The sequence below is a fragment of the Saccharospirillum alexandrii genome, assembly GCF_043641555.1.
GTDB lineage: Bacteria > Pseudomonadota > Gammaproteobacteria > Pseudomonadales > Natronospirillaceae > Saccharospirillum > Saccharospirillum alexandrii_A.
Genome location: NZ_JBHZRJ010000002.1, coordinates 25,249 through 48,199, shown reverse-complemented (window position 1 = coordinate 48,199; position 22,951 = coordinate 25,249). Strand labels below are relative to the sequence as shown.

The following is a 22,951-nucleotide window of genomic DNA, read 5'->3' as shown; positions in this document are numbered from 1 at the left end:
CGTTCGTCAGAACGGCATTTTAAAGCCGGGGGGCAACTGCATACCGGCCGTGGCCGACGACATTTTTTCCTGGCTCAGGGCTTCCACCTTACGCACGGCATCGTTTACGGCAGCGGCCAGCAAGTCTTCAAGCAGCTCTTTGTCTTCCTGCATCACGGATTCGTCCAGCGATACCTGTTTTACATCGTGCCGGCCGTTCATGGTGACTTTAACCAGGCCAGCGCCCGATTCACCCGTCACTTCAGCGCGTGCCACTTCTTCCTGCATGCGCTTCATGTCTTCCTGCATCTTCTGGGCCTGTTTCATCAGGTTTCCCATACCACCTTTCATCATCGCTCAAGGCTCCTGTTATCGGTGTTGCCGACCATTGCAACTGGCTTGTTACTGATCGTGTATTCTGTTTTCGGTCTCACTGACTCGCCGGTGTTTCAGGATACCGACGGCAACGGGCTATACGCTGGCTTTACCGTATCAGTCTGCAAGTCGCCGTCGTAACGCGACACCAGCGACTGCACGAACGGGTCGTCGTGCAAGGCTGTCACCGCCATTTCATAGGCCGCATGATGCAAGCGGTCGAACCAGGCCTGGGGCGTTTTCTCGGCCACGCCAAACTGATAATCGAGCCCGGTCACGCCCGGCAGAAAGTCGCCCAGCACGGCCATGAGTCGTTCTATATGGGTCTCATTCATCAGTTTTCGATAGTTGTCGGAGATAATCAGCTGTAAACGGCCGTTGTCGTAACCGGCCCAGGTGGAATGGGCAAAGAGCGTTTTGGTCATGCCCGACAGACCCAGCTTGTGCAAGGTCACCTGCCACCAGAACACCGGGTCGGCTTCGAGGTCGGTATCCGGCCAACGCGCCGGGTTGGTTTCCGGGTGAATCAACTGATTCGGGTCATGGTTGACCGGCACCTGGCTTTGCACTGGCTCAGCCGCTTTGGGCGTCGGAGCTGCTTCGGGTTCGCTGGCTGGCGACGGTTCCGGGTCCATCACCTCGGCGTGAGCCAGCGCATCGAGCGGCGACGGCCGGGCGGGCGCCGCGTTTTCTGCTTCAGCGACGGGTTCTGGGGCATCAATCGGGGCCTGGGGTCTGGCGGCTGGCTGATCGGCCAGTAAATCGGCAACGGGCCGGGGTGCAGGCGCCCAGTCGGTTTCGTCATCGTCACCTTCCCAGGGTGCCCGGTCTTCTTCCTGGCTGGCGGGCTCGGGTGGCGCTTCATTGGCCGCCGCCTGAGCCGGGCTTGCGGGTTCTTCGGGCTCTGCTTCGACCACGGAAGCCACGGGTTCTGTTACCGGCTCTGCGGCTTCTGCTTCCGGTTTTACCGTTTCTGCCGTTATTGGACCTTGCGAACTGGGCGGTTCATCGGCTACTGCAGCGCCGGTGTCGGGTAATTCTGTGGCAGTAGTGCCCGATTTAGCAACTGGCTCCGGTGCTGCAACGGCAGCCGGCTCCTCAGGTGTCTGCGGAGCGGGTTGTGGCTTTGGGGAAGCATCACCCAGGCCCTCAGCACTGACACGGCTTTCCAGCGCGGGCAAATCATTCACATTGCGCGCAGGGCTTGGGCTGAAGGCCAGCATGCGCAACAGCGCCATTTCGAACCCGGCCCGCTCGCTGGGGGCCAGCGCCAGGTCTTTAGCGGCCAGGGTGCCGATCTGATAAAACAGATGTATGTCTTCCGCCTGCGCCTGCGAGGCCAGCGCCGCAATGGCGTCACGGTCGCCCTTACTGTTATCGAGCGCCGCCGGGGCAGCCTGGGCAATGGCTACCCGATGCAAGGTCGACAACAGTTCGTTCAACAGGGTGCGGTAATCCGGCGCGTGTTCGGCGATGCCGGCAACCTGCTGCATCAGGCTGTCGGCATCTTTCTCGATCAGCCCTTTTACCAGGTGTAACACCCGCTTCAGGTCGACCGTACCCAGCATGGTGGCCACGTCGGTCTCGTTCAGTTCACCCTCGCCATAGGCAATGGCCTGGTCTGTCAGGCTCAGTGCATCGCGCATACTGCCGTTGGCCGCTTCGGCCAGCAGCCAGAGGGCGGGTTCATCGAACGGCACCTGCTCTTGCCCCAAAATGGAGTTCAGGTAGCTGACGATGCTCTCGCGGGTCATGTTCTTCAGGTTGAACTGCAAGCACCGCGATAACACCGTCACCGGTAATTTTTGCGGGTCGGTGGTGGCCAGCAGGAACTTGACGTGCGGCGGTGGCTCTTCCAGCGTTTTCAGCAAGGCATTAAAGCTGCTGACCGAGAGCATGTGCACTTCGTCGATCAGGTAGACCTTATAACGGCCCCGCGTCGGCGCGTATTGAACGTTTTCGAGCAGTTCGCGGGTGTCTTCAACGCGGGTGCGCGAGGCGGCATCCACTTCTATCAGGTCGACAAAGCGGCCTTCGGCAATTTCGGTACAGGCCGAGCACTTGCCACAGGGTTTGGAGCTGACGCCCACTTCACAGTTCAGACTCTTCGCCAGCAGGCGGGCGATGGTGGTCTTGCCCACCCCGCGCGTGCCGGTGAACAAATAGGCATGGTGCAATCGCTGTTGATCGAGCGAGTTGACCAGCGCTTTCAAGACGTGGGCCTGCCCCACCATTTGTTCAAAGGTGGCGGGTCGCCATTTACGGGCCAATACCTGATAAGACATGAAGGCTCATGAAACCGGAGAAACGAAACCGTATCCTAACTTGGAACAAGGAAGGCTGCCAGAATAAAAAAAGCGTCTATAAAACAAGAGGTTAGTCGTTGAGCATGACCGGGCAACCCAATGAAACCGGGTGGTACGGGTCATCACTAAAAACAGCAAGATAGTACAAAGATGGGTGGCGGCTCCACCAGCCACACCCCGGCACACGAGAAAGTCGCTACCGTTGCTCCCTTCCGGGCCTGGCGGGGTTTACGACCGTTCGTTGCGGGGGGACCGGCAGAGCCACCCTAACGCAGAGCGCGGCATTATGCCTATGATTTAAAAAAACTCAAGGGCATGGGTTAAATCGAACTACGCTTACTGTAGCTACAGCTTTGATCGAATGGGTCGATAACCCCCGTATAAGCAGTGCCAGCCTGGTTTCAGATGGGCTGGTTTATCAACAATACCCCGTTGTTAGAACGGTCACTACACAGAGGTTGCACCGTGAAAACAGGTACTATCCAGTTTCGTCTGTTAATGAGCATCATGCTCAGCATACTGGCCATGGCCATCGTCGCCTTTGTCGGTATATTCTCGATGAATCAGTCAGTCAACCGCCTGGTGGGCGTTGCTGAGGGGGTCAAACAACTGGAGAAACGGGCCGACACCGCTCATCTTGAATTCAAGACCCAGGTGCAGGAATGGAAGAACATTCTGTTGCGCGGCCAGGACCCGGACCGCATGGACCGCTACTGGACGGCCTTCAATGAACAATCAGATAGGGTCAACACCATGGTCACGAACCTGGCGAACGACCTGGGGGCTTACCCCGAGCTGCAGACCATTGCCACCCAGTTTCTTGAAGACCACCAAACCATGACCACGGCTTACGCCGAAGGCCGGCAAGCCTTTATTAACAGTGGTTTCGATCACACCGCAGGCGACACAGCTGTCTCTGGCATAGACCGTGCCCCCTCGGCCGCGATGTCTGAATTGGGCAACGAATTATCTCGCCTGGCCATCACTGCCAATGCCGAAGCCCAGGCCAGCGCCAGCCAGACCGTTCGATTGGCGGTTGCCGTTGCCATGGTGCTTAGCCTGGTCATTCTGGCGGCGATCTTCCTGTTTGTTCGCAGTGCCATCATCAAGCCCATACACGGCCTGACCGACGGCGTTAACCACATCCGCAACGGGCGCTATGATCAGCCGATCGCAATGAAACGCAAAGACGAGCTCGGCCATCTGGGTCAAACACTCGATTACCTGCGCCAATTCCTGCAAGGCATGGTGACCGATCTGGAGAAAAACAGTAACGCCCTGCGCGATGCCACCAACCGGCTCGACGTTATGTCCGGGTCCATCACCTCGGCCACCGCCCAACAGCACGATCTCAGCCAGCAAGTCGCCACCGCCATTGAACAAATGGAAGCCGCGTCACGGGAAGTCGCCGCCAATGCGGCCGATACCGCCGATTCAACCCGTCATACCGGCCAACTGGCCGAACAGGGCAGCCAGGCCATGCATACCGCCCAGAGCACCATGGCCAAGCTGGCCAGCGACAACGAGACCACCGCCAGCTTGATCAACAGCCTGGCGCAGGAGTCTGAAAACGTCGGGTCGGTGTTGAGTGTGATTCAGGGCATTGCCGAACAGACCAACTTATTGGCGCTGAACGCCGCCATCGAAGCGGCCCGGGCCGGGGACCAGGGCCGCGGCTTTGCCGTGGTTGCCGATGAAGTGCGGCAACTGGCGCAAAAAACCCAGCAATCGACCGTCGAAATCCGCGCCATTGTCGAGACCATTCAAACCGGTGCACGCAACAGCAACCAGGCGATGGAAACCGGCCTGGTGCAAACCCGCTCCACCGGTGAACACATTACCCAAGCCGAGCAACAATTGACGGAGATTCTCGCGGCGATTCACACCATCAACGACAAAAACCAGCAAATCGCCACCGCCGCCGAAGAGCAGACCAGCGTCGCTGGCTCGCTGGCTGAACTGATCATTCAGATCCGCAACCTGTCGGAAGAAACCGCCAGCGAAAGCCAGCAAGCCACAACGCTCAGCGATACTCTGTCGACCCTGGCCAGCGACTTTCAACAGCAACTGCAAAGCCTGCGCGCCGGCGCACAGTGATCCAGGCTGGACTTGAGGTGCGTATCGCCCGACGATACCAACCGATTACGCACCTCAGGAAACGGCCACCCAAAACCGGGCGACAGGAACATTTAACGCAATGACAAAACTCAAACTGGGCGTCAGCAGTTGCCTGCTGGGCGATGAAGTCCGCTTCAACGGCGGGCACAAACACCACCGCTGGCTGACACAAACCTTTGGGCAGTACGCCGATTTCGTGCCCTACTGCCCGGAAGTCGCCATCGGTATGGGCATACCGCGCAACCCAATCCGGCTGATCAGCACCGACCAGGGCACCCGGGCCGTCGATTCAGACAACCTGACTGACGACTACACCGAGAAGTTACAGCACTACGCCGAAACCATCGTCCCCGAGCTCGATGCACTCGACGGCTACGTCGTCATGCAAGGCTCGCCCAGTTGTGGCATGGAACGGGTAAAGCTGTATAACAAGAACATGATTCCCGAGAAAATCGCCGCCGGTTTGTACACCGAGGTGCTGCAACGCCACGCCCCGGCCTTGCCTTTTGAAGAAAGCGGCCGTCTGAGTGACCCGAACCTGGTGGAAAACTTCGTGCAGCGCGTTTACGTTTACCACGAGTGGCGCACCGGGCAACCCTGGCGCACCGCCAAAGGGCTGATCGACTTTCACGCCCGGCAGAAATACCTGTTGATGATGCACGACTACCCCACCTACAAACGCCTGGGGCAGAAGCTTTCCAACTTAAAAGACATCGAAGACCGGGAAGCCTTTGGCCAGGAATACCTGGTAGAACTGATGTCAGCCCTCTCGAACATTCCCAAGCGGGGCCACCGGGTCAACGTGTTGCAACATGTAATGGGCTATTTCAAAAACCAGCTGTCCGAAAAGGAAAAAACCTCGCTGATTCACTCGATCGACCAGTACAAAGCCAACGAAGTCCCCTTCATCGTCCCGGTCTCTCTGCTCAAGCATTACACCTTTCTGCACGGCGACCAGTTTCCCTATCTGATGAATCAGACGTTTCTGAACCCCTACCCGGAAGAGCTGGGGCTGAGAAACCCGATCTAGTCTGACTCACCCGCCCAATAAATAATTTGAACCAATCACAATCATTAGGCGTATCTATGGTACGTCTAACTTCTGTCTAGAGTTTTTAATGACCCAACTCGTCTGGTTCCGAAACGATTTACGCGTCAGTGACCACAGCGCCCTGACCGAGGCTTGCCAGGCGCCCGGTGCTGACGTCCAAGCCATTTTTATGTGGACCCCGAAGCAATGGCAGCAGCACGACTACGGCCTGGCCCGCCAATACAGCATTCGCTCTGCCCTGGTCACTGTCGCCCGGGATCTGGCCCAACTCGGCATTCCACTGACCATCCTGCAGGCCGACACCTGGCTCTCCGGAGTCGATCAGCTGATCGACTTTGCCCGCCAGCACAGTGTTCGCCAACTCGCCTTTCACCGCGAATTCGGCTGGGATGAAGTACAGCGCGACCAATATGCAATCGAGCAAGCCCGGTTAGCCAACATCGCCACATGGGTTGGGGAAGACCGGGTCGGTTTCGACCCGGCCACCCTGCTAACCGGCCAGGGAGAGATGTACCGGGTGTTCACCCCGTTCAAGAAACGGTGGCTGAGTCAGCATGCCGAAACGCCACTGGCCGCGCCGTTACCGGTGCCATCGGCCAGGGCACCGGCGCTGAGCGAACGCCCCGACATCCCCGAAGTGGCCTGGGCTGGCACCGCCGAACTGCCGCTGAACGAGCACGACGCCCATGAGCACCTCGGCCAGTTCGCTGACGCCATGCCCCGCTACAAAGATCAGCGCGATCTGCCCGCCACCGAAGGCACGTCGCGCCTATCGGCTGCTCTGGCCAGCGGAGCCATCAGCCTGCGCCAGTGCATGCACAGCGCTTTTTCGCACCCCAAATTCGACAGTGCCGGCGTGCAAACCTGGCTGTCTGAACTGATCTGGCGTGAGTTCTATCACTACCTGCTCTACTGGCGGCCCGACATTGCCCGGCACGAACCCTTTTACCCGCGCTGGGATGCCTTTCCCTGGCTGCAGGATGAGACCGCCCTGCATCACTGGCAACAGGGGCAGACTGGCGTACCCATCGTCGATGCCGGCATGCGACAGCTCGCCCAGACCGGCTGGATGCACAACCGGGTGCGGATGATCGTCGCCATGTATCTGGTCAAACTGTTGAAAATTGACTGGCGCCAGGGCGAACGCTGGTTTGCACAGCAATTGCTCGATATCGATTTCGCCAGCAACAACGGCGGCTGGCAATGGTGTGCCTCAACCGGCGTCGATGCGGCACCCTACTTTCGCATTTTTAACCCTCATACCCAGTCGCAACGCTTTGACCCCACCGGCGAATACATTCGCCGCTGGGTACCGGAGCTGGCCAGCGTGCCGGCCGAAGCCATACACGAACCAACGCAGCAACTCGCCAGACACCTGGGTTATGCACGGCCGCTGATCGACTACAAACGAGCCCGCGCAGAGACGTTGGAAGTTTTTAAGAAGCTGTGAGCTGCGAGCTATGAGCTGTTAGCTAAAAGCTCGCAGCTCGTAGCTCTCAGCTCAAACCTATCTCTTCAGGAGATTCCTATGCTTGAACAAATGCAGGATGTGTATAACCGGCTAAACCGGGATACGGTGAAAGACGGCCTGCTGGGCGACATCTATGACCGCGACATCGTGTTTACAGACCCGCTGCACAGAATTGAAGGCCTCGGAAACCTGCAGCGTTATTTCGAAGGCATGTACAAAAATGTGGATGAAATTTCGTTCCGCTACCTCACCCAATGGGAACAGAACAACGAAGCCATGCTGCGCTGGGAAATGACCTTCCGTCACCCAAAGCTCAAAGGTGGCGCGCCCATTTTGATACCCGGTGTCACCTATCTGACCTTCGCTGAAAAGATCACCCGCCATCAGGATTATTTCGACAGCAACCAGATGATTTTCGATCACGTACCCGCTCTGGGTTCACTGCTGGGCTGGTTAAAAGGCCGACTGAACTGATTTGAATTGAACAACACAACACCGATAAAACCGACAGGACACTCAATGAAACAACGCATTGCCATCATTGGAACCGGCATCGCGGGGCTGACCACCGCCCGGCTGTTGCACCCGCATCATGATATTCAGGTGTTCGAGCAGAATGATTACATTGGCGGCCACACCAACACCCGGGATGTGACCATCGACGGTCGCACCTGGGGTGTGAACACCGGGTTTATCGTCTATAACGATTGGGTGTACCACAATTTTAATAAACTGATGGCGCCTCTGGCCGTGAACCGTGAACCGACCGAAATGAGTTTCAGCGTGCGCGACGACGCTTCTGGCCTCGAGTACAACGGCCACAACCTCAATACTCTGTTTGCGCAGCGCAAGAACCTGCTGAACCCCCGTTTTCTGGGCATGATTCGCGACATTCTGCGGTTCAACAAAGAAAGCCTCGAAGACCTCGACGCCGGCAAACTGACGCCCGATCTGACGCTGGGTGAGTACTTTCAGCAAAAAGGCTTCGGCAAAACCTTTATCCGCAAGTACATCGTGCCCATGGGTGCGGCCATCTGGTCTTCCGGCGAAACCGAAATGGAAGCCTTCCCGGCACTGTTTTTCGTTCGGTTTTTCAAGAACCATGGTTTGCTGTCGGTTAAAAACCGGCCGCAGTGGTATGTCATCAGTGGCGGGTCGCGTGCCTATGTTGCCCCGTTGACCGAACCGTTCAAAGACCGCATTCACCTGAACCGGGGCGTCACCCGGGTCGAGCGCGATGCCGACGGCGTAACGCTCGCCTTTGGCGACGGCCAAACCGAGCGTTACGACCAGGTTGTCTTTGCCTGCCACAGCGACCAGGCTCTGGGCATGCTAGCCGAACCGACCGACGACGAACGCGACATTCTCGGCGCCCTGCCCTACAGCAACAACGAAGTGGTACTGCACACCGACGAGACCCTCCTGCCCAAACACAGAAAAGCCTGGGCCGCCTGGAACTACCACATTCCGCGCAACCCGGCCGATGCAGTCGGACTGACCTACAACATGAACATTCTGCAGAATTTCAACGACGCGCCGGTCACCTTTTGCGTAACGCTGAACCGCACAGGAGACATCGACCCGGCGAAAATCATCGACCGCTTCAACTACGCCCATCCGGTCTTTACCAAAGCCGGTATTGACGCCCAGAACCGATACGATCAGATTGGTAATCAGAACCACACCCATTTTTGCGGGGCCTACTGGTTCAATGGTTTTCACGAAGACGGTGTTAACAGTGCCTTGCGCGTCGTATCCAGTTTTGGAGTTGAGCCATGGCACTGAACAGTTGCCTCTACGAGGGCTGGGTGCGTCACCGCCGTTACAGCCCGGCAGAGCACCGCTTCACCTACCCGCTGTTCATGCTTTATCTCGATCTCGATGAAATCGACGAGGTGTTCGGCAGCTCGCGGTTCTGGTCGATCGAGCGTTTCAACTGGGCCAGTTTTCGCCGGGCCGATTACTTCGACCCGAACACGCCCGACCTGAAACAGGCCGTCATCAACAAGGTCTGCATGCACAGCGAACTGGAACCCCGGCACATTGCCTCGGTGCGGGTGTTGACCCATGTGCGCTACCTCGGCTACGTGTTCAATCCGGTGTCGGTCTACTACGTGTTCGACCACAACGACAACTTGCTGGCCGTGATGCCCGAAGTCACCAACACGCCCTGGAAAGAGCGCCACGCCTACGTGCTGCTGGCCGAAACATCCAACACCAGCCCAACACCCACCAACCCCCATTATGAACCGCATCGGGTTCACCGGCACTATCGCGAATACCGGCTGAGCAAGGCGTTTCATGTCTCGCCCTTTTTGCCGATGGACATGGATTACCGCTGGGTGTTCGGACTGCCGCAACCGACGCTGCGCATTCATCTGGAAAACCACCGTGAGCAGCACAAGGTGTTCGATGCCACCCTGGTTATGGAAGCCGCGCCGATCAGCGCCCGCGCCATGCGCCGCGCCCTCATCCGTTTTCCGGCGATGACCGTAAAGGTGGTAATGGGCATCCACTGGCAAGCCTTCAAACTGTGGCTGAAGAAGGTTCCCTTCATCCCACACCCGAACAAAGAGAAAAAGGAAACAACGGCATGACAACGGCCACTCCGACGCGTTTTGACGGGACCCAGGGTCCGCTGGCTCAGCGCCTGCTTTTCAAAGCCCTGAACCGCTTCCACACCGGGTCACTGACACTGCACGATGAGTCTGGCACCTATGTATTCGGCAACCCGGACCAGGACGGCCCCCACGCCAGCGTCCACATCCACAACACCCGCACCTACCGGGAAATGCTCACCGGGGGCGCGCTCGCTGCGGCTGAATGCTACGTCGCCGGCTTTTGGGATACATCAGACCTGGCCACCGTCGTGCGGGTGTTTGCGGTGAACCTCGACACCACCTCAAAACTGAACAAAACACTGGGGCTGGTCACCAAACCGGTTCTGCGCCTGGCGCACTGGCTTAACCGCAACGACAAATCCGGCTCACGCAAAAACATCCGCGCCCACTATGACCTGGGCAACGAGCTGTTCGAAGCCTTTCTTGACGACAGCATGATGTACTCCAGCGCTATTTATCCAAGCACCGATGCCACGCTCGAAGAAGCTCAGCGCCACCGGCTCGACCGGGTCTGCCAGAAGCTGGACCTGAAGCCGGGCGATCATCTGCTCGAAATCGGCACCGGCTGGGGCGGCATGGCGATTCACGCCGCGCAGCACTATGGCTGTAAGGTGACCACCACCACCATTTCCGATGAGCAGCACGACTACACCCGCAAGCGCATCGACGAGCTGGGCCTGGCCGATAAAATCACCCTACTCAAACAGGACTACCGCGACCTCACTGGCCAATACAACAAGCTGGTGTCGATCGAGATGATCGAGGCGGTCGGTCACGATTACCTGCCGAGCTATTTCAGGGTGCTGTCAGAACGCCTCACCGATGACGGCGCTGCATTGATCCAGTGCATTACCATGCCCGACCAGCGTTATCAGGAGTACCGCTCCTCGGTCGACTTCATTCGCAAATACATCTTTCCCGGCGGCCACCTGCCGTCGCTGTCGATTCTGATGGACAACATGAAGCGCCACACCGATCTGCAAATGGTGCACCTGGAAGACATGACCGATCATTACGCCCGCACCCTAAAAGACTGGCACCACCGCTTTGTCGCCGCCCGCGACCAGATTCTGGCGCTCGGCTACGACGATACGTTCTACCGCCTGTGGCGCTACTATTTTGCCTACTGCGAAGGCGGTTTTACCGAACGCGCCATCGGCACTCACCAGGTGATGTTCGCCAAAGACAAAAACCGCCAGACCTGGATAGACCCGGCCCAATGAAACTGAACGCAGGCAAAGCAGTTCTCAACTACGCTGGATTCCAGATTGGCTGGTTTCTGCTGGTGCTCACCCAGTCGGCCTGGGCGATTTTATGGGCGCTGGGCTTTGTGGCCATGCACGCCGCCCTGTTTGGCAGCCGGCGCGAATGGCAGGCTGTGATCCCCATCATGATCCTGGGTTTACTGGTGGATTTTATCTGGCATTTGACCCCAGCCGTTCAGTTTCTGGGTGCCGGACAACCGGTACCGCTCTGGCTGGTCGGGCTCTGGCTGATGTTTCCGCTGACGCTGAACCATTCGCTGGCCTGGCTGAAGGGCCGTCTTGGCTTACAGGTCGTACTTGGCGTGGTTGGCGGCGGGGGCAGTTACGTTGCCGGCACCCAGTTCGGTGCCGCCACCATGGAACCCTGGGCGCTGATTGCCGTGCCACTGGCCTGGGGGTTCTGGTTACCCCTGTTCTACTGGTGGCTTGATCGCCCAAACCACACACATCCGACTCAAATAGAGACGACATGACCCTCCTTTTTAGTTGTGCACCCACAACCCACCGGGCCAGGGCCACCAAACCCCTGTTCCTCGGCTTGCTCCTCGCCGGACTGGCACTGACCAGTGTGGCTGAAACCTCCGAGACGATCGAATTCACGGGCAACGCCTACGATCTGGACAGCGGCGACCTGCTGTATACCGAAGAGCACCGGCTGGAGCAGGTCGACGGTGTGCCTCAGCGGGAAACCGTCTTCTACAAGACGCCAGAAGGGGATGAACTTGCCCAAAAAGACATGACCTACTGGCAACCCTCCCGCCCCGCCTACCGGTTAACGGTCGTCGACCCGCAACGAACCGAAACCGTTGAACCCAACACCGATGGGGTATCAATCGAGTCGGTCGAGTCCGGTTTTCTCGACTGGTCCGATGCAGACGGCTACGTCATTGATGGCGGCTTCCACTACTTCATTCTCGACCATTTCGACACCTTACTCGACGGCGACAGTGTCGAATTCCAGTTTCTGGCACCCACCCGAACCCGGTGGCTGGGCTTGCGCCTGCGTCCCATCGAGCAAGCCGATGGTCAGTTGATGCTCGAACTCAATGTTCGCAACCGCCTGCTCAGCCTGGTGATCAGCGACATTGAACTGACGTACGACATCGACACCCGGCGCCTGCTGCGCTACGCCGGCCTCACCAACCTGCCCAAACCCGGTGGTGGCAACTACAGTGCCAACATCGAATACGACTATGCGGGGAATGATCAGCCATGAAACCAAACCCGATAACCAACCGGCTGGCACTGGTGTTTCTGATTCTGGGTACCGGTCTCTCGCTGACCCTCATAGCCTGGATGCTGATCTACAACCCCTGGCCCCTGTTCTCGGAGCAGGGCCAGTGGCTGACCAGCCAGGTGTGGGGGCAAATTTCACTGCTAGACCTGTACAGCGGCTTTTTCATTGCCCTGGCGCTGGCCTGGCTGTTCGAACCCAACCCCTGGGTTCGCCTGCTGTTGCTGATCACTCTGCCGACTCTGGGCAACCCGGTTTTGGCTATCTGGTGTGTATCACGCTGGCAACACCTAAAACGCATGGCGGCAAAGCGGGATTTTGACTAACCTGTAAGCATTCAGTATGTTTGCGGCCCTTTTCCCGGCCCTATGGTGGCGTGCAGCGGATGTCTTCACAGGTTTTCAAACCAAGATTTTTACATCGCCTGTCGTTTCGGCTCTCCCGCAGTGGCGTTATTTTGGCCCTGCTCGTCAGTCTGGTCAGCTCCGGTTATCAGGTCTATAACGACTTTCGGGTGGAACGAAACTCACTCGACGCCTCCATTGAACGGGTGATGGACGCCTCTCGCTTTGCCGCCTCACGCGCCGTGCACACGCTCGACTACAACCTGGCCAGCGAAGTGGCCAATGGCATGTTCGTGTACGACTTTGTCACCTATGTCGCTATTATCGACGAACTCGGCTCGCCTCTGGCCGAACGCTCTGCCGAGCATGACCAGCGCCAGCAGCACTGGTACGAACGTTTCATTACCCGGCCCGTGCAAACCCTGGAAACCCGACTGGAAACCAATGCTCTGGGCAGCGATGTCTATGGCCTGCTGCGCATGGAGATCGACACCGTGCTGGCCTACCAGAGCTTCGCCGACAGGGCGATTTCGACCTTTCTGCTCGGGGTGGTTAAAAACTTCATCCTGATTCTGCTGTTCCTCATCGTCTTCTACCGGCTGGTCACCAAGCCGATCAACATGATGTCCAGTTCACTCGACAGCATCGATGCCGAAAACCCCAATGGGCAGCGGCTAAACCCGCCCAGTGGCCACGAGCGCGACGAACTTGGCCAACTGACCGCCCACATCAACCACTACCTGAGCAACGCGGAACGGCTGATCACCGACAAAACGCTGGCCAAGCACGAAGTCGAAGAGTCTTACGCCAACATGCGCCGGCTTATCGACAACCTGCCCCACCTCATCTACGTAAAAAACCGCCAGGGTGAACTGGCGCTGGTGAACGAAGCCTTTGCCCGCGCCTTTCAAACCACGGTCGATGAACTGACCGGACAGCACCACAGCCAAATTCTCGGTGAATACGATGAAAAGTCCCGGCAATTGATTGTAGAAGCCGACGAACAGGTGATGACCGATCAGAATAGCCTGTTCATTCCCGAACTCGATTGGGTCAACAGCAACGGCACCCTGACTGCCCTGGAACTGCGCATTCTGCCCATCGAATTTCGCGGTGAGCCCGCCATTCTCTCGGTCGGTGTCGACATTACCGAACGCAAGCGCAACCAGTCGCGCATGCAGCACATGGCCTATCACGACCCGCTGACCGATTTACCCAACCGGCACCTGTTTCTCGACCGTCTTGGCCAGTCGCTGCGCCGAGCCGAGCGTTCCGGCCAGTTCGGCGCCCTGGTGTTCATCGACCTCGATAACTTCAAGAACATCAACGATTCCATGGGCCACAGTGCGGGCGATTCGCTGCTGCGTGAAGCCGCCTCCCGGTTAATGGATGCGGTGCGCAACGAAGACACCGTCTCGCGCCTCGGCGGCGACGAATTCGTTATCTGCATGGCTGATCTCGGGAATGATAAAAGCGAAGTCAGCATTCTGGCCTACCAGCGCGCCGAACGGCTGCGCAAAGCCCTGGCCGAGCCGTTTTTCATTGGCGGACAGCAACTGACTGTTACTGCCAGCCTGGGCATCGCGCTCTATCCGGAGGGCTCCACCAGCGCCTCAGACCTGCTGCGCAATGCCGACACCGCCATGTACCAGGCCAAGGCTCACGGCAAAGACAACGCCATCCAGTTCGAACAGGCCATGGCCGAAGCCACCGCCTTCCGGTTGAGCATGGAAAAAGACCTGCGTCTGGCGGTAGAACGCCGCGAGTTTTACCTGACCTTCCAGCCCCAGGTCGATGTGCGCGACAACAGCATCCTCGGCGCCGAAGCCCTGATGCGCTGGCAGCACCCGACCCGGGGTACCGTGTCTCCGGTTGAGTTCATTCCGGTGCTGGAAAACATGGGGCTGATCGTCAAGGTCGGCGAATGGGCGCTCGATGAAGCCTGCGCCACGGTGCGCCGCTGGATGGACGCCGGCCTCTGGCACGAAAACCAGGTGCTCGGCATCAACGTCAGCCCACAACAGTTTTCCCAGCCGGAGTTTTTTACGCAGGTAAAACAGGCCATTAAGCAATACGACATACCGGCCCGCTGCATCGACCTGGAAATCACCGAAGGCATGGTGATCAACGAAGTGGAAGAAACCATCGTGCGGATGAACGAAATTCGCCAGTACGGCGTCTCGTTTTCAATCGACGATTTCGGCACCGGCTATTCGAGCCTGAGCTACCTGAAGCGCCTGCCGCTCGACGTGCTTAAAGTCGACCAGTCGTTCGTGCGAGACCTCACCACCGACAGCAACGACGCCGCCATTGTCGAAACCATTCTGGCCATGGCTCAGCACCTGAACCTCAAAACCATCGCCGAAGGCGTAGAAACCGAGGAGCAACTGGCGTTTCTGGAGTCGATCGGGTGTCTTCGCTACCAGGGCTATTTGTTCTCCGCCCCGCTGAACACCGACGATTTCATGCGCATGCTGCAAGACAACAACACCCAGGCTGCCGCAGCCACGCCTTAACTTGCCGATAGCGCGGCCAGTGAACAGGCCGCTTTTTCACCCGATTGTCGAGATTCAAAACCCCGTGACCTACTCCGTTAAAGAAATGTTCTACACCCTGCAGGGCGAAGGCGCCCATACCGGCCGCGCCTCGGTATTCTGTCGCTTTACCGGCTGCAACCTCTGGAGTGGCCGCGAATCAGACCGCGCCACCAGCATCTGCACCTTCTGCGATACCGACTTCATTGGCACCGATGGCGAAGGCGGTGGCAAATTCGCCACCGAAACCGACCTGGCTGACGCCATAGCCGCGCTCTGGCCAACCACCACGCCCGCAACAGACCAGCGGGCAAAACCCTACGTGGTATTCACCGGCGGCGAACCCGCCCTGCAACTGACTGAAGCGCTGATCGACGCCCTGCACCAGCGCGGCTTCGAGTGCGCCGTGGAATCGAACGGCACCCGCCCACTGCCGGCCAATCTCGATTGGGTATGCATCAGCCCCAAAGGGCGCAGTGACGTAATCATAGAACGGTGCAATGAACTGAAGCTGGTTTACCCGCAGCCGGAAGCACCGCCAGAACGGTTTGCGCACATCGAAGCCGGGGTTCGTTACCTGAGCCCGCTTAACCCCTTCGACATCGAAACACTGCACCCCGCCCGGGAAACCAGCACCCAGGCCGCCATCGCCTATTGCCGGGCCCACCCCGAGTGGCGGCTGACGCTGCAGTCGCACAAAGTGGTTAACATCGCTTGACGCCCAATCAAAACAACCGTAACACCCGTAGGAGGCCATTCAGGGTCTGTTGCGAAACATAAAACTCGGCTTACTTTGGCTTTCTCGCCAGCAACAATACATACCGCCCCAAATCCCGATAGGGCGCTTGCTCGCAGAGGCGCTGCTCCATCTCGATGATGTCTTCATCGGTGTACCAGCTCAGCACCGTTGGTTCGGTTAAATCGGTAAAGGTACGAATGCCCGCCTGGGTGAGAATGTCAAAGCCGCTGTCCACCAGTTGCTGGCGCACGGGTTCCGGGCTTAGGGGGGTTATTGGGGTCAGTCCGCCGGCCAGGCCTTGCAGCTGACCGGTTTTGACTTTATCGAGGGTGCCGCGCATCAGGTTGCGCAGCTCGAGCATGTGGCGGTTGTAGACCATCACACCAATCACGCCGCCCGGCGCTACCCAGCGCATGGCTCTGTCCAGTGCGGCCTGTGGTTGTTCCAGCCATTCGAGCACAGCGTGCACGATCACCAGATCCCGGTTCGGGCCGGTTTCGAAATCAAATACCGAGGCCTGGCCTGCCTGACACTGGCCGCTGGCAATCCATTCGGCAGCGTCTTGTTGCACCTGAGCCACCAGATCTCCCGACACGTCGAAATACTCGACCCGGTGCCCCATGCCCAACAGCCACAGCGTCATCTGCCCAAGGCCACCGCCGGCATCAAGCACGCTCAGGCCCGGTTTCAGTAACTCGGGGACGTACTTCGGATACAACGTTTCCAGCAGTGTCTGGCGAATGCGGCCTTTCAGGCTGCCATAGATGTTTTTTGAAAACCGCTCCGCCAGCGGGTCGAAATTGACGTAGTCCTTCACTACCGCTGGTAACCCTCCGGGTTCTGGCTTTGCCAGCGCCAGGAGTCGGCCATCATGTCTTCCAGGCCCCGCTCGGCACGCCAGCCCAGTTCCTGTTCGGCATGGGCCGGGTCGGCGTAGCAGCAGGCAATGTCGCCGGGGCGGCGATCGACCAGCTTGTAGGGCACCTTGCAGCCAGAGGCTTTTTCCAGGGCTTTCACCATATCGAGCACGCTGTAACCCACCCCGGTGCCCAGATTGTAAGCCACACAACCGGGCTTACTGTTCAGCTTCTCGATGGCTTTAACGTGGCCTTTAGCCAGGTCCACCACATGAATGTAGTCGCGCACACCGGTGCCGTCGGGCGTGTTGTAATCGCTTCCGAAGACGGACAACGCCTCGCGCTTGCCAATGGCCACCTGGGTAATAAAGGGCATCAGGTTATTGGGAATGCCGTTCGGGTCTTCGCCGATGGTGCCGCTTTCGTGGGCCCCAACCGGGTTGAAATAGCGCAACAGGGCCACCTGCCATTCCGGGTCGGAGGCATGCAGGTCACGCAAAATGTCTTCGATCATCAGCTTGGAGCGGCCATAGGGGTTGGTCGCGCTGAGCGGAAAGTGCTCCTGAATCGGCACCGTATGCGGGTCGCCGTACACCGTGGCCGATGAACTGAACACCAGGTTCTTGCAGCCGTGGCGTTTCATCACCTGCAACAGACACAGCGTGCCGTAAACGTTGTTGTCGTAGTAGTCGAGTGGTTTCTCAGTGCTTTCGCCCACGGCTTTCAGGCCGGCAAAATGCACCACAGCGTCGATATCGTGTTCGCTGAACACCCGGTCGAGCAAGGCAGTATCGCGAATGTCGCCTTCTACGAAATCGACCGGTTGCTGCACGATGGCCTCGACCCGGCGCAGCGATTCGGGCGAGCTGTTCACCAGGTTATCGAGCACCAGCACGGTGTGCCCGGCTTTTATCAGCTCTATGCAGGTGTGGCTGCCAATGTACCCGGCACCGCCGGTCACCAAAACAGTCATAGCAAACTCCATTGCGTGGTTTTAAGAAGAAGCAATCCCGGAAAACCTACCACTGAAAACGTTTTCAGACAAGGTGCCCTCGTTCTCCGGGCGGGTGCCCTACTGGCGAATCAGCGCCAGCAGCTCCTGAGTCTTCTCTTCCATTAAGGCTTTGTCGCCCCGGGTTTCGACGTTCAGGCGAATCACCGGTTCAGTATTCGATTTGCGCAGGTTGAAGCGCCAATCGGTGAACTCCAACGACAGGCCATCGATGCGGTCTTCTTCAATGGCGTCGGCCTTATAGGCATCGTAGACCCGGGTCATGGTTTCGTCGGCATCGGCGACTTTACTGTTGATCTCGCCCGGTGACGGGAACTTAGCCATCCGCTCGCTGACCAGCGCTTTCAGCGAGGTCTTCTTCTTGCTCAGCAAATCGACCACCAGCAACCAGGGAATCATGCCCGAGTCGGCATAGGCGAAGTCGCGGAAGTAGTGGTGGGCGCTCATCTCGCCGCCGTAGACGGCATCTTCCTTGCGCATCTTCTCTTTAATGAAGGCATGGCCCGATTTGCACATGATGGCCTCGCCACCGTTGGCTTCGACGATTTCGACGGTGTTCCACGTCAGCCGCGGGTCATACACCACCTTGGAGCCCGGCTGTTTGACCAGAAAGGCCTCGGCCAGCAAACCCACAATGTAATAGCCTTCAATGAACTGGCCTTCGTTATCCCACAGGAAACAGCGGTCGAAATCGCCATCCCAGGCGATGCCCATGTCGGCCCCGTGTTCTTTAACCGCCTTGCTGGTTACTGGCTGCTGTTCGTGCAACAGGGGGTTGGGAATGCCGTTCGGGAAGGTACCATCGGGTTCGTTGTTGATCTTAATCAGTTCAATCGGCGCGCCACTGGCTTTCAGGGCGGCTTCCAGGCGGTCGAGCGAGGGGCCTGCGGCGCCGTTACCTGCATTGGTGACCAGTTTGGTCGGGCGCAGGTCGGTGAGATCCAGGTAACCGATCAGATGCTCGGTATAGGCCTGGCTGTTGTCATATTCGGTGAACGTGCCGCGTTTGGCGGCTTTATCGCCATATTCACCGGTTTCGGCCATTTTGCGAATGTCGTCGAGGCCGGTGTCTCTGGAAATCGGTTTGGATTCCTCGCGCACCATCTTCATGCCGTTGTAATTGATGGGGTTGTGACTGGCCGTCACCATGCACCCGCCCTCGGCCTTAAGGTGTTTGGTGGCGAAATACACCTCTTCGGTGCCGCACAGCCCGATGTCGATCACATCGGCCCCGAAATCCAGCACGCCGTCGGCAAAGGCTTGCTTTAGCTCCGGAGACGTCTGGCGAACATCGCCCCCGACGACCACGATCTTGGGTTTCAGGTAGGCTGCAAAAGCCCGTCCAATCCTGTAGGCAATGTCCGTATTCAGCTCAACACCCAGCTCACCGCGGATGTCATAAGCGCCAAAACAGGTCAGTTCAGTCATGAGGTGCTCCGTTTTAGATGTGCCCCGATTATAGGTTGCAAAAGGCCCTCCTTGCAGTCTTTTTTAAAATCGGTTTTTGCCAGCGCCGGGCTGCCCCCGGCAGCAGCCTCGCCCCGCCTGCTTGGCTCCGTCTCTGGCGTCCCGTATACTGCGCCGGTTAGGCATTTGTGTGGCAATACCGCGCCCGTCGTCTGATGCCAGCCAACAGCTAGAACGGCGGTCAACCATCTATATGGCCAGTCGTCATTACCACGCAGTACAGAGGGAATACATGAGTTCATCAGACCCGCACCACACGGCGCCGCGCTACATCGAAGACGACACCATCGACCTGGGTGAATTGCTGCGCGGGCTCATTGCCCAATGGCCACTGATTGTCGGCATCACAGTACTCGGCGCGGTCATTGGCGTTGCCGTTGCGCTATTACTGCCCAAGCAGTATCGGGTTGAAGCCATTATTAACCAACCCTCTCGCGGGGCCGTGCAACCTCTGCTGGCGCAACAAATAGCCCCACTCACGCTCGATGAGCTGTCTGAACGCTTTCTGCTCAACATACGCTCACTCAGCCTTATAGAGCAGGCTTATAGCCAAGCGGACCTGGGCGGCGACCAGGATCTCGATTCTCTTTCAGACGAAGAAGCGTTTTCCCAGATTCAGAACGTTGCCGATGCCCTCTCCGTCGGCCCGGTACGCTACGAGTTTTACCAACTGGGAGCCGACGAAAAAACCCCGCTGAACAGCCTGTCTGTCAATTTGCTGAGCAGTGAGCCACGCCGGGCCAAGGCCTTTATTGATGAGCTGCTGGTACTGGCCGAAGAACGCACACTGCGCGAAGCCATCAGCAACATTAACGCCACCAAGGCGATTCGCATTGAAAGCGCCCAATCCCAATACGACCAGCTACTGGCCGGGGCGGAGGCCAGCCTGGCGCGCGAACGCCGGCGCGTGCAACAAGCGCTGAGCATTGCCAACTCCCTGGGTCTGGAAGAACCCACCAGCTGGGAAGCCCTGGTACTGGGCGACGGCCAGGTGCAGATGATCAACCAGTTGGCCAACGATGAACTCTTCCTCAACGGCAGCCGTTTTCTGACCGCTCAGCTAGAGAGCCTCTCGGCCGATGGCGCGGCCGAATTGTTCCTCGAAGGCGTAGAGGAAACCGTGTTCGATTTGAACGGCAACCAGATGGTCATTACCACCACACCCAGCCAGTTGCAGGGCGAGATTCGGGCCCTGAGCAACCAGACGTTTGCCCTCAGCGACGTAACCCTGCTCGATGAAGACGCCGCCGCGCGCATCCCCAGCAATGCCGAAAAACCGAACCGGCCGCTGATCGCCATTGCCGCCACGGTACTGGCCGGCTTTGCTGCGCTGTTCATCGCGCTGATCCGCATGGCGATTCGTTCCAGAAAAGAAGTTTAAAAACGGGGTTGCGTCGCTTATTGGGTGACGCCCCCTAACCCGCTATACTGCGGGCCAGCTCGTCACATTCGGATTCAACATTGTTCACCTGGTACATCTGCCGAGAAATCATCAAGCCCTTCGCGCTGATCACCGCCATTCTGATGGCGTTGCTCATCGCCGGGGAAATGAGTGAAACGCTCGGCCGCGTTGTATCCGGCCAATATTCCGATTGGGCCATTGTCGCCATCATCGGCTTTCAACTGCCCATTCTGTTGCCCGAACTGTTGCCAGCGGCGTATTTTCTTGCCGCTCTGACCACCCTGAACCGGCTAAGCGAAGACTCCGAGCGCACCGTGTTGCATGCCATCGGCGTCTCCGATACCGGCATACTGACTAAAGTACTGGCCTACACCGCCCTGCCGGCTATGGTGATCATGCTGGCCTTTACGCACCTTATTACGCCCATGGCCGAACGGGGCCTTTCCGACTACCTGTTCAGCCAACAGAACCGCCCGTTAACCGACATCGTTTCCCCCGGTGAGTTTTTCTCACTGAACCAGCGCGATGCCACCTTGTATGCCCGGTCTTCCAACCCGGCGCAGGAATCCCTGCTCAACCTCTTTGTGGCCCAGGTTGATGGCGACCGCATCTCCGTTAACACCGCGCCCTCGGCGCGCATTCAGCTTGAAGACCAGCGCCAGTATTTAACCCTGTTTTCCGGCCGACAAATCGTGTTTAGCCTCGACCCGGACGAGACCGAACGCATCAATTACCAGAGCTATGCGCTTTACATCCCAACCGATGAATCCGGCTCGCGCAGCAGCCCGCGCGAAGCCATAGGCTCCGACGTACTTTGGCAGACCGGCAGCCAGACCAACCGCAGTGAAGTGATAGAACGCACCCTCACCGCCGGCATGATTCTGGTACTGGCCGTATGGGCCGTGAGCCTCACCCGGGTAAAACCCCGCAAAGCCAAGGTGGGGGCTATCGCGCTTGGCATCATTTTATACATCCTATTCACCTTCTCACTCGATACCGTGCAAACTGCTGTCGAAAAAGGCCAGCTTCCGCTCATCGCCAGCCCCTGGTGGTTGCTGATTGTGCTGGCAGCGCTCGGGCTTGTGGTGATACGGAGGCCTGGCTGATGGGCTTATCGATACTCAACCGCTACATCCTGAAGCGCACCGCCGTGTTTATCACCATTGTGGTACTCGCCATCGGCGGGCTCTTGCTGGTGATGGGTGTGGCCGATGAAATCAGCCGGCGCGGCAGCGAGACCTACACCCCCTTCGATGCCTTCCTGTACCGGCTCTACAGCCTGCCGCTCGAGGTCTACCAGTTTATTGGCCCGATGGTGTTGCTCGGCACCCTGCTCTCGGTAGCCGGCATGGCCAAAAACAGCGAACTGGTGGTGATTCAACTGGCCTCGCGCAGTGCCTATGGCCTGGTAGTGCGGCTGATTCTGCCCGGGCTCATGCTGTTACCCATCGTTTACTTCATTGGCGAATGGGCTGCGCCGCAATTGCGCCTGCAAGCGGAAGTTACCCGGGCCATGAAACTCGACCGCAGCCTGCCAACCCTGAGTGGCCAGTGGTACCGCGATAATCAGTGGGTCATCAACGTTGATCTGGTCTCGCCCGACCGCGACATCACCGGTCTTACCATTTTCGAAATGGACGACCGCAATAACCTGGCCATGGTCACCTTCGCCCCCACCGCCAGCCCCATCGACCAGGGGTGGCAGCTGAACAACGTGAAACAGGTAACCTTCCTGGACGACTCGGTGCAGCACAGTAACTTCGAGACGCTGAACTGGCGACCAGCTAACTTCAATGCCGACTTGCTCAGCATTCTGAGCCAGCGCGAGCGCGAACTGACCCTGCAGCAGCTGTGGGTTCAGGTGCGCTTTTCACTCGAACAAGCCTTGCCCGACCCCCGCCTTGAGCTCACATTCTGGAGCCGGCTCTGGTTCCCGGTGCAATACATTGCCATGCTGTTTCTGGCGCTGGTGTTTTCGTTTGGGAGTTTTCGGCAGAAAACGCTGGGCGATGCTGCGTTCAAGGGCGTGGCACTGGCGATTGCGGTGCAACTGGTGACCGATACCACGGGCAGCTTATTGATGGTAATGGGGTTAACCCCAGTGCTGGCTGCACTGGCGCCTTCGTTATTGTTTTTGGGCGTGACGGTGTGGTTGGTTAAAGCAAGGTTGTGACGC

General features: G+C 58.2%; 20 protein-coding genes and 1 other RNA gene. 15 read left to right on the top strand and 6 right to left on the bottom strand.

The features are described 5' to 3' along the window. Window positions 1–6: 6 nt before the first annotated feature. The 3 genes from ACHUE7_RS06105 to ffs all read right to left on the bottom strand — a co-directional run bounded on the left by ACHUE7_RS06105 (window position 7) and on the right by ffs (window position 2,918). Window positions 7–333, bottom strand: a complete 327-nt coding sequence (locus tag ACHUE7_RS06105; protein WP_127555531.1) for a YbaB/EbfC family nucleoid-associated protein — start codon at window positions 331–333, stop codon at window positions 7–9. A 95-nt stretch (window positions 334–428) separates the two neighbouring features. Continuing rightward, complete coding sequence (gene dnaX / locus ACHUE7_RS06100; protein WP_394169206.1) at window positions 429–2,639, bottom strand: DNA polymerase III subunit gamma/tau; 2,211 nt, start codon at window positions 2,637–2,639, stop codon at window positions 429–431. A gap of 182 nt (window positions 2,640–2,821) precedes the next feature. Further along, window positions 2,822–2,918, bottom strand: an RNA gene (gene ffs, locus ACHUE7_RS06095) — signal recognition particle sRNA small type. 207 nt (window positions 2,919–3,125) lie between these two features. On the opposite strand from ffs, the gene ACHUE7_RS06090 reads away from it, so the two are divergent. From ACHUE7_RS06090 to queE, 12 genes are all read left to right on the top strand, one after another. Beyond that, complete coding sequence (locus ACHUE7_RS06090) at window positions 3,126–4,757, top strand: methyl-accepting chemotaxis protein (protein WP_394169205.1); 1,632 nt, start codon at window positions 3,126–3,128, stop codon at window positions 4,755–4,757. A 100-nt stretch (window positions 4,758–4,857) separates the two neighbouring features. Next, window positions 4,858–5,808, top strand: a complete 951-nt coding sequence (locus ACHUE7_RS06085; RefSeq protein WP_394169204.1) for a YbgA family protein — start codon at window positions 4,858–4,860, stop codon at window positions 5,806–5,808. A gap of 88 nt (window positions 5,809–5,896) precedes the next feature. Beyond that, on the top strand, window positions 5,897–7,279 hold the full coding sequence (locus ACHUE7_RS06080; RefSeq protein WP_394169203.1) for a cryptochrome/photolyase family protein: 1,383 nt from the start codon (window positions 5,897–5,899) through the stop codon (window positions 7,277–7,279). Between the two features lie 78 nt (window positions 7,280–7,357). After that, window positions 7,358–7,774, top strand: coding sequence for a nuclear transport factor 2 family protein (locus ACHUE7_RS06075; protein WP_394169202.1), 417 nt, complete (start codon window positions 7,358–7,360; stop codon window positions 7,772–7,774). Between the two features lie 45 nt (window positions 7,775–7,819). Beyond that, complete coding sequence (locus ACHUE7_RS06070; protein WP_394169201.1) at window positions 7,820–9,085, top strand: NAD(P)/FAD-dependent oxidoreductase; 1,266 nt, start codon at window positions 7,820–7,822, stop codon at window positions 9,083–9,085. Next, window positions 9,076–9,897 (top strand): DUF1365 domain-containing protein, encoded by an 822-nt coding sequence (locus ACHUE7_RS06065; protein WP_394169200.1) that lies wholly within the window; start codon window positions 9,076–9,078, stop codon window positions 9,895–9,897. The genes ACHUE7_RS06070 and ACHUE7_RS06065 overlap by 10 nt, the downstream gene beginning before the upstream one ends. Beyond that, the gene (locus ACHUE7_RS06060) at window positions 9,894–11,144 is read left to right on the top strand and encodes a class I SAM-dependent methyltransferase (protein WP_394169199.1); all 1,251 of its coding nucleotides are present in this window, start codon (window positions 9,894–9,896) and stop codon (window positions 11,142–11,144) included. Before ACHUE7_RS06065 ends, ACHUE7_RS06060 begins: the two co-directional genes overlap by 4 nt. Then, window positions 11,141–11,659: a DUF2878 domain-containing protein gene (locus tag ACHUE7_RS06055; protein WP_394169198.1), complete on the top strand. Its 519-nt coding sequence runs from the start codon at window positions 11,141–11,143 to the stop codon at window positions 11,657–11,659. Before ACHUE7_RS06060 ends, ACHUE7_RS06055 begins: the two co-directional genes overlap by 4 nt. After that, window positions 11,656–12,402, top strand: a complete 747-nt coding sequence (locus ACHUE7_RS06050) for a hypothetical protein (RefSeq protein WP_394169197.1) — start codon at window positions 11,656–11,658, stop codon at window positions 12,400–12,402. Before ACHUE7_RS06055 ends, ACHUE7_RS06050 begins: the two co-directional genes overlap by 4 nt. Then, window positions 12,399–12,746 carry a hypothetical protein gene (locus tag ACHUE7_RS06045; RefSeq protein ID WP_394169196.1) on the top strand — a complete coding sequence of 116 codons (348 nt, stop codon included), beginning with the start codon at window positions 12,399–12,401 and terminating at the stop codon, window positions 12,744–12,746. Before ACHUE7_RS06050 ends, ACHUE7_RS06045 begins: the two co-directional genes overlap by 4 nt. 59 nt (window positions 12,747–12,805) lie before the next feature. Continuing rightward, on the top strand, window positions 12,806–15,280 hold the full coding sequence (locus ACHUE7_RS06040; protein WP_394169195.1) for a putative bifunctional diguanylate cyclase/phosphodiesterase: 2,475 nt from the start codon (window positions 12,806–12,808) through the stop codon (window positions 15,278–15,280). 64 nt (window positions 15,281–15,344) lie between these two features. Continuing rightward, window positions 15,345–16,016 (top strand): 7-carboxy-7-deazaguanine synthase, encoded by a 672-nt coding sequence (queE, locus tag ACHUE7_RS06035; protein WP_394169194.1) that lies wholly within the window; start codon window positions 15,345–15,347, stop codon window positions 16,014–16,016. A gap of 70 nt (window positions 16,017–16,086) precedes the next feature. On the opposite strand, the gene ACHUE7_RS06030 is transcribed toward queE, so the two are convergent. The 3 genes from ACHUE7_RS06030 to ACHUE7_RS06020 all read right to left on the bottom strand — a co-directional run bounded on the left by ACHUE7_RS06030 (window position 16,087) and on the right by ACHUE7_RS06020 (window position 19,334). Then, window positions 16,087–16,854, bottom strand: a complete 768-nt coding sequence (locus ACHUE7_RS06030; protein ID WP_394169193.1) for a methyltransferase domain-containing protein — start codon at window positions 16,852–16,854, stop codon at window positions 16,087–16,089. Continuing rightward, on the bottom strand, window positions 16,854–17,867 hold the full coding sequence (gene galE / locus ACHUE7_RS06025) for a UDP-glucose 4-epimerase GalE (protein WP_394169192.1): 1,014 nt from the start codon (window positions 17,865–17,867) through the stop codon (window positions 16,854–16,856). The genes ACHUE7_RS06030 and galE overlap by 1 nt, the downstream gene beginning before the upstream one ends. Window positions 17,868–17,966: 99 nt before the next feature. Further along, entirely contained in the window at window positions 17,967–19,334 is a 1,368-nt protein-coding gene (locus ACHUE7_RS06020) for a phosphohexomutase domain-containing protein (protein ID WP_394169191.1), read from the bottom strand. 271 nt (window positions 19,335–19,605) lie between these two features. Between ACHUE7_RS06020 and ACHUE7_RS06015 the strand changes: the two genes are divergently transcribed. The 3 genes from ACHUE7_RS06015 (at window position 19,606) to lptG (ending at window position 22,948) form a co-directional block, all read left to right on the top strand. Then, window positions 19,606–20,754 (top strand): Wzz/FepE/Etk N-terminal domain-containing protein, encoded by a 1,149-nt coding sequence (locus ACHUE7_RS06015; RefSeq protein WP_394169190.1) that lies wholly within the window; start codon window positions 19,606–19,608, stop codon window positions 20,752–20,754. An 80-nt stretch (window positions 20,755–20,834) separates the two neighbouring features. Continuing rightward, complete coding sequence (gene lptF / locus ACHUE7_RS06010; protein WP_394169189.1) at window positions 20,835–21,881, top strand: LPS export ABC transporter permease LptF; 1,047 nt, start codon at window positions 20,835–20,837, stop codon at window positions 21,879–21,881. Next, on the top strand, window positions 21,881–22,948 hold the full coding sequence (gene lptG, locus ACHUE7_RS06005; RefSeq protein ID WP_394169188.1) for an LPS export ABC transporter permease LptG: 1,068 nt from the start codon (window positions 21,881–21,883) through the stop codon (window positions 22,946–22,948). Before lptF ends, lptG begins: the two co-directional genes overlap by 1 nt. Window positions 22,949–22,951 lie beyond the last annotated feature (3 nt).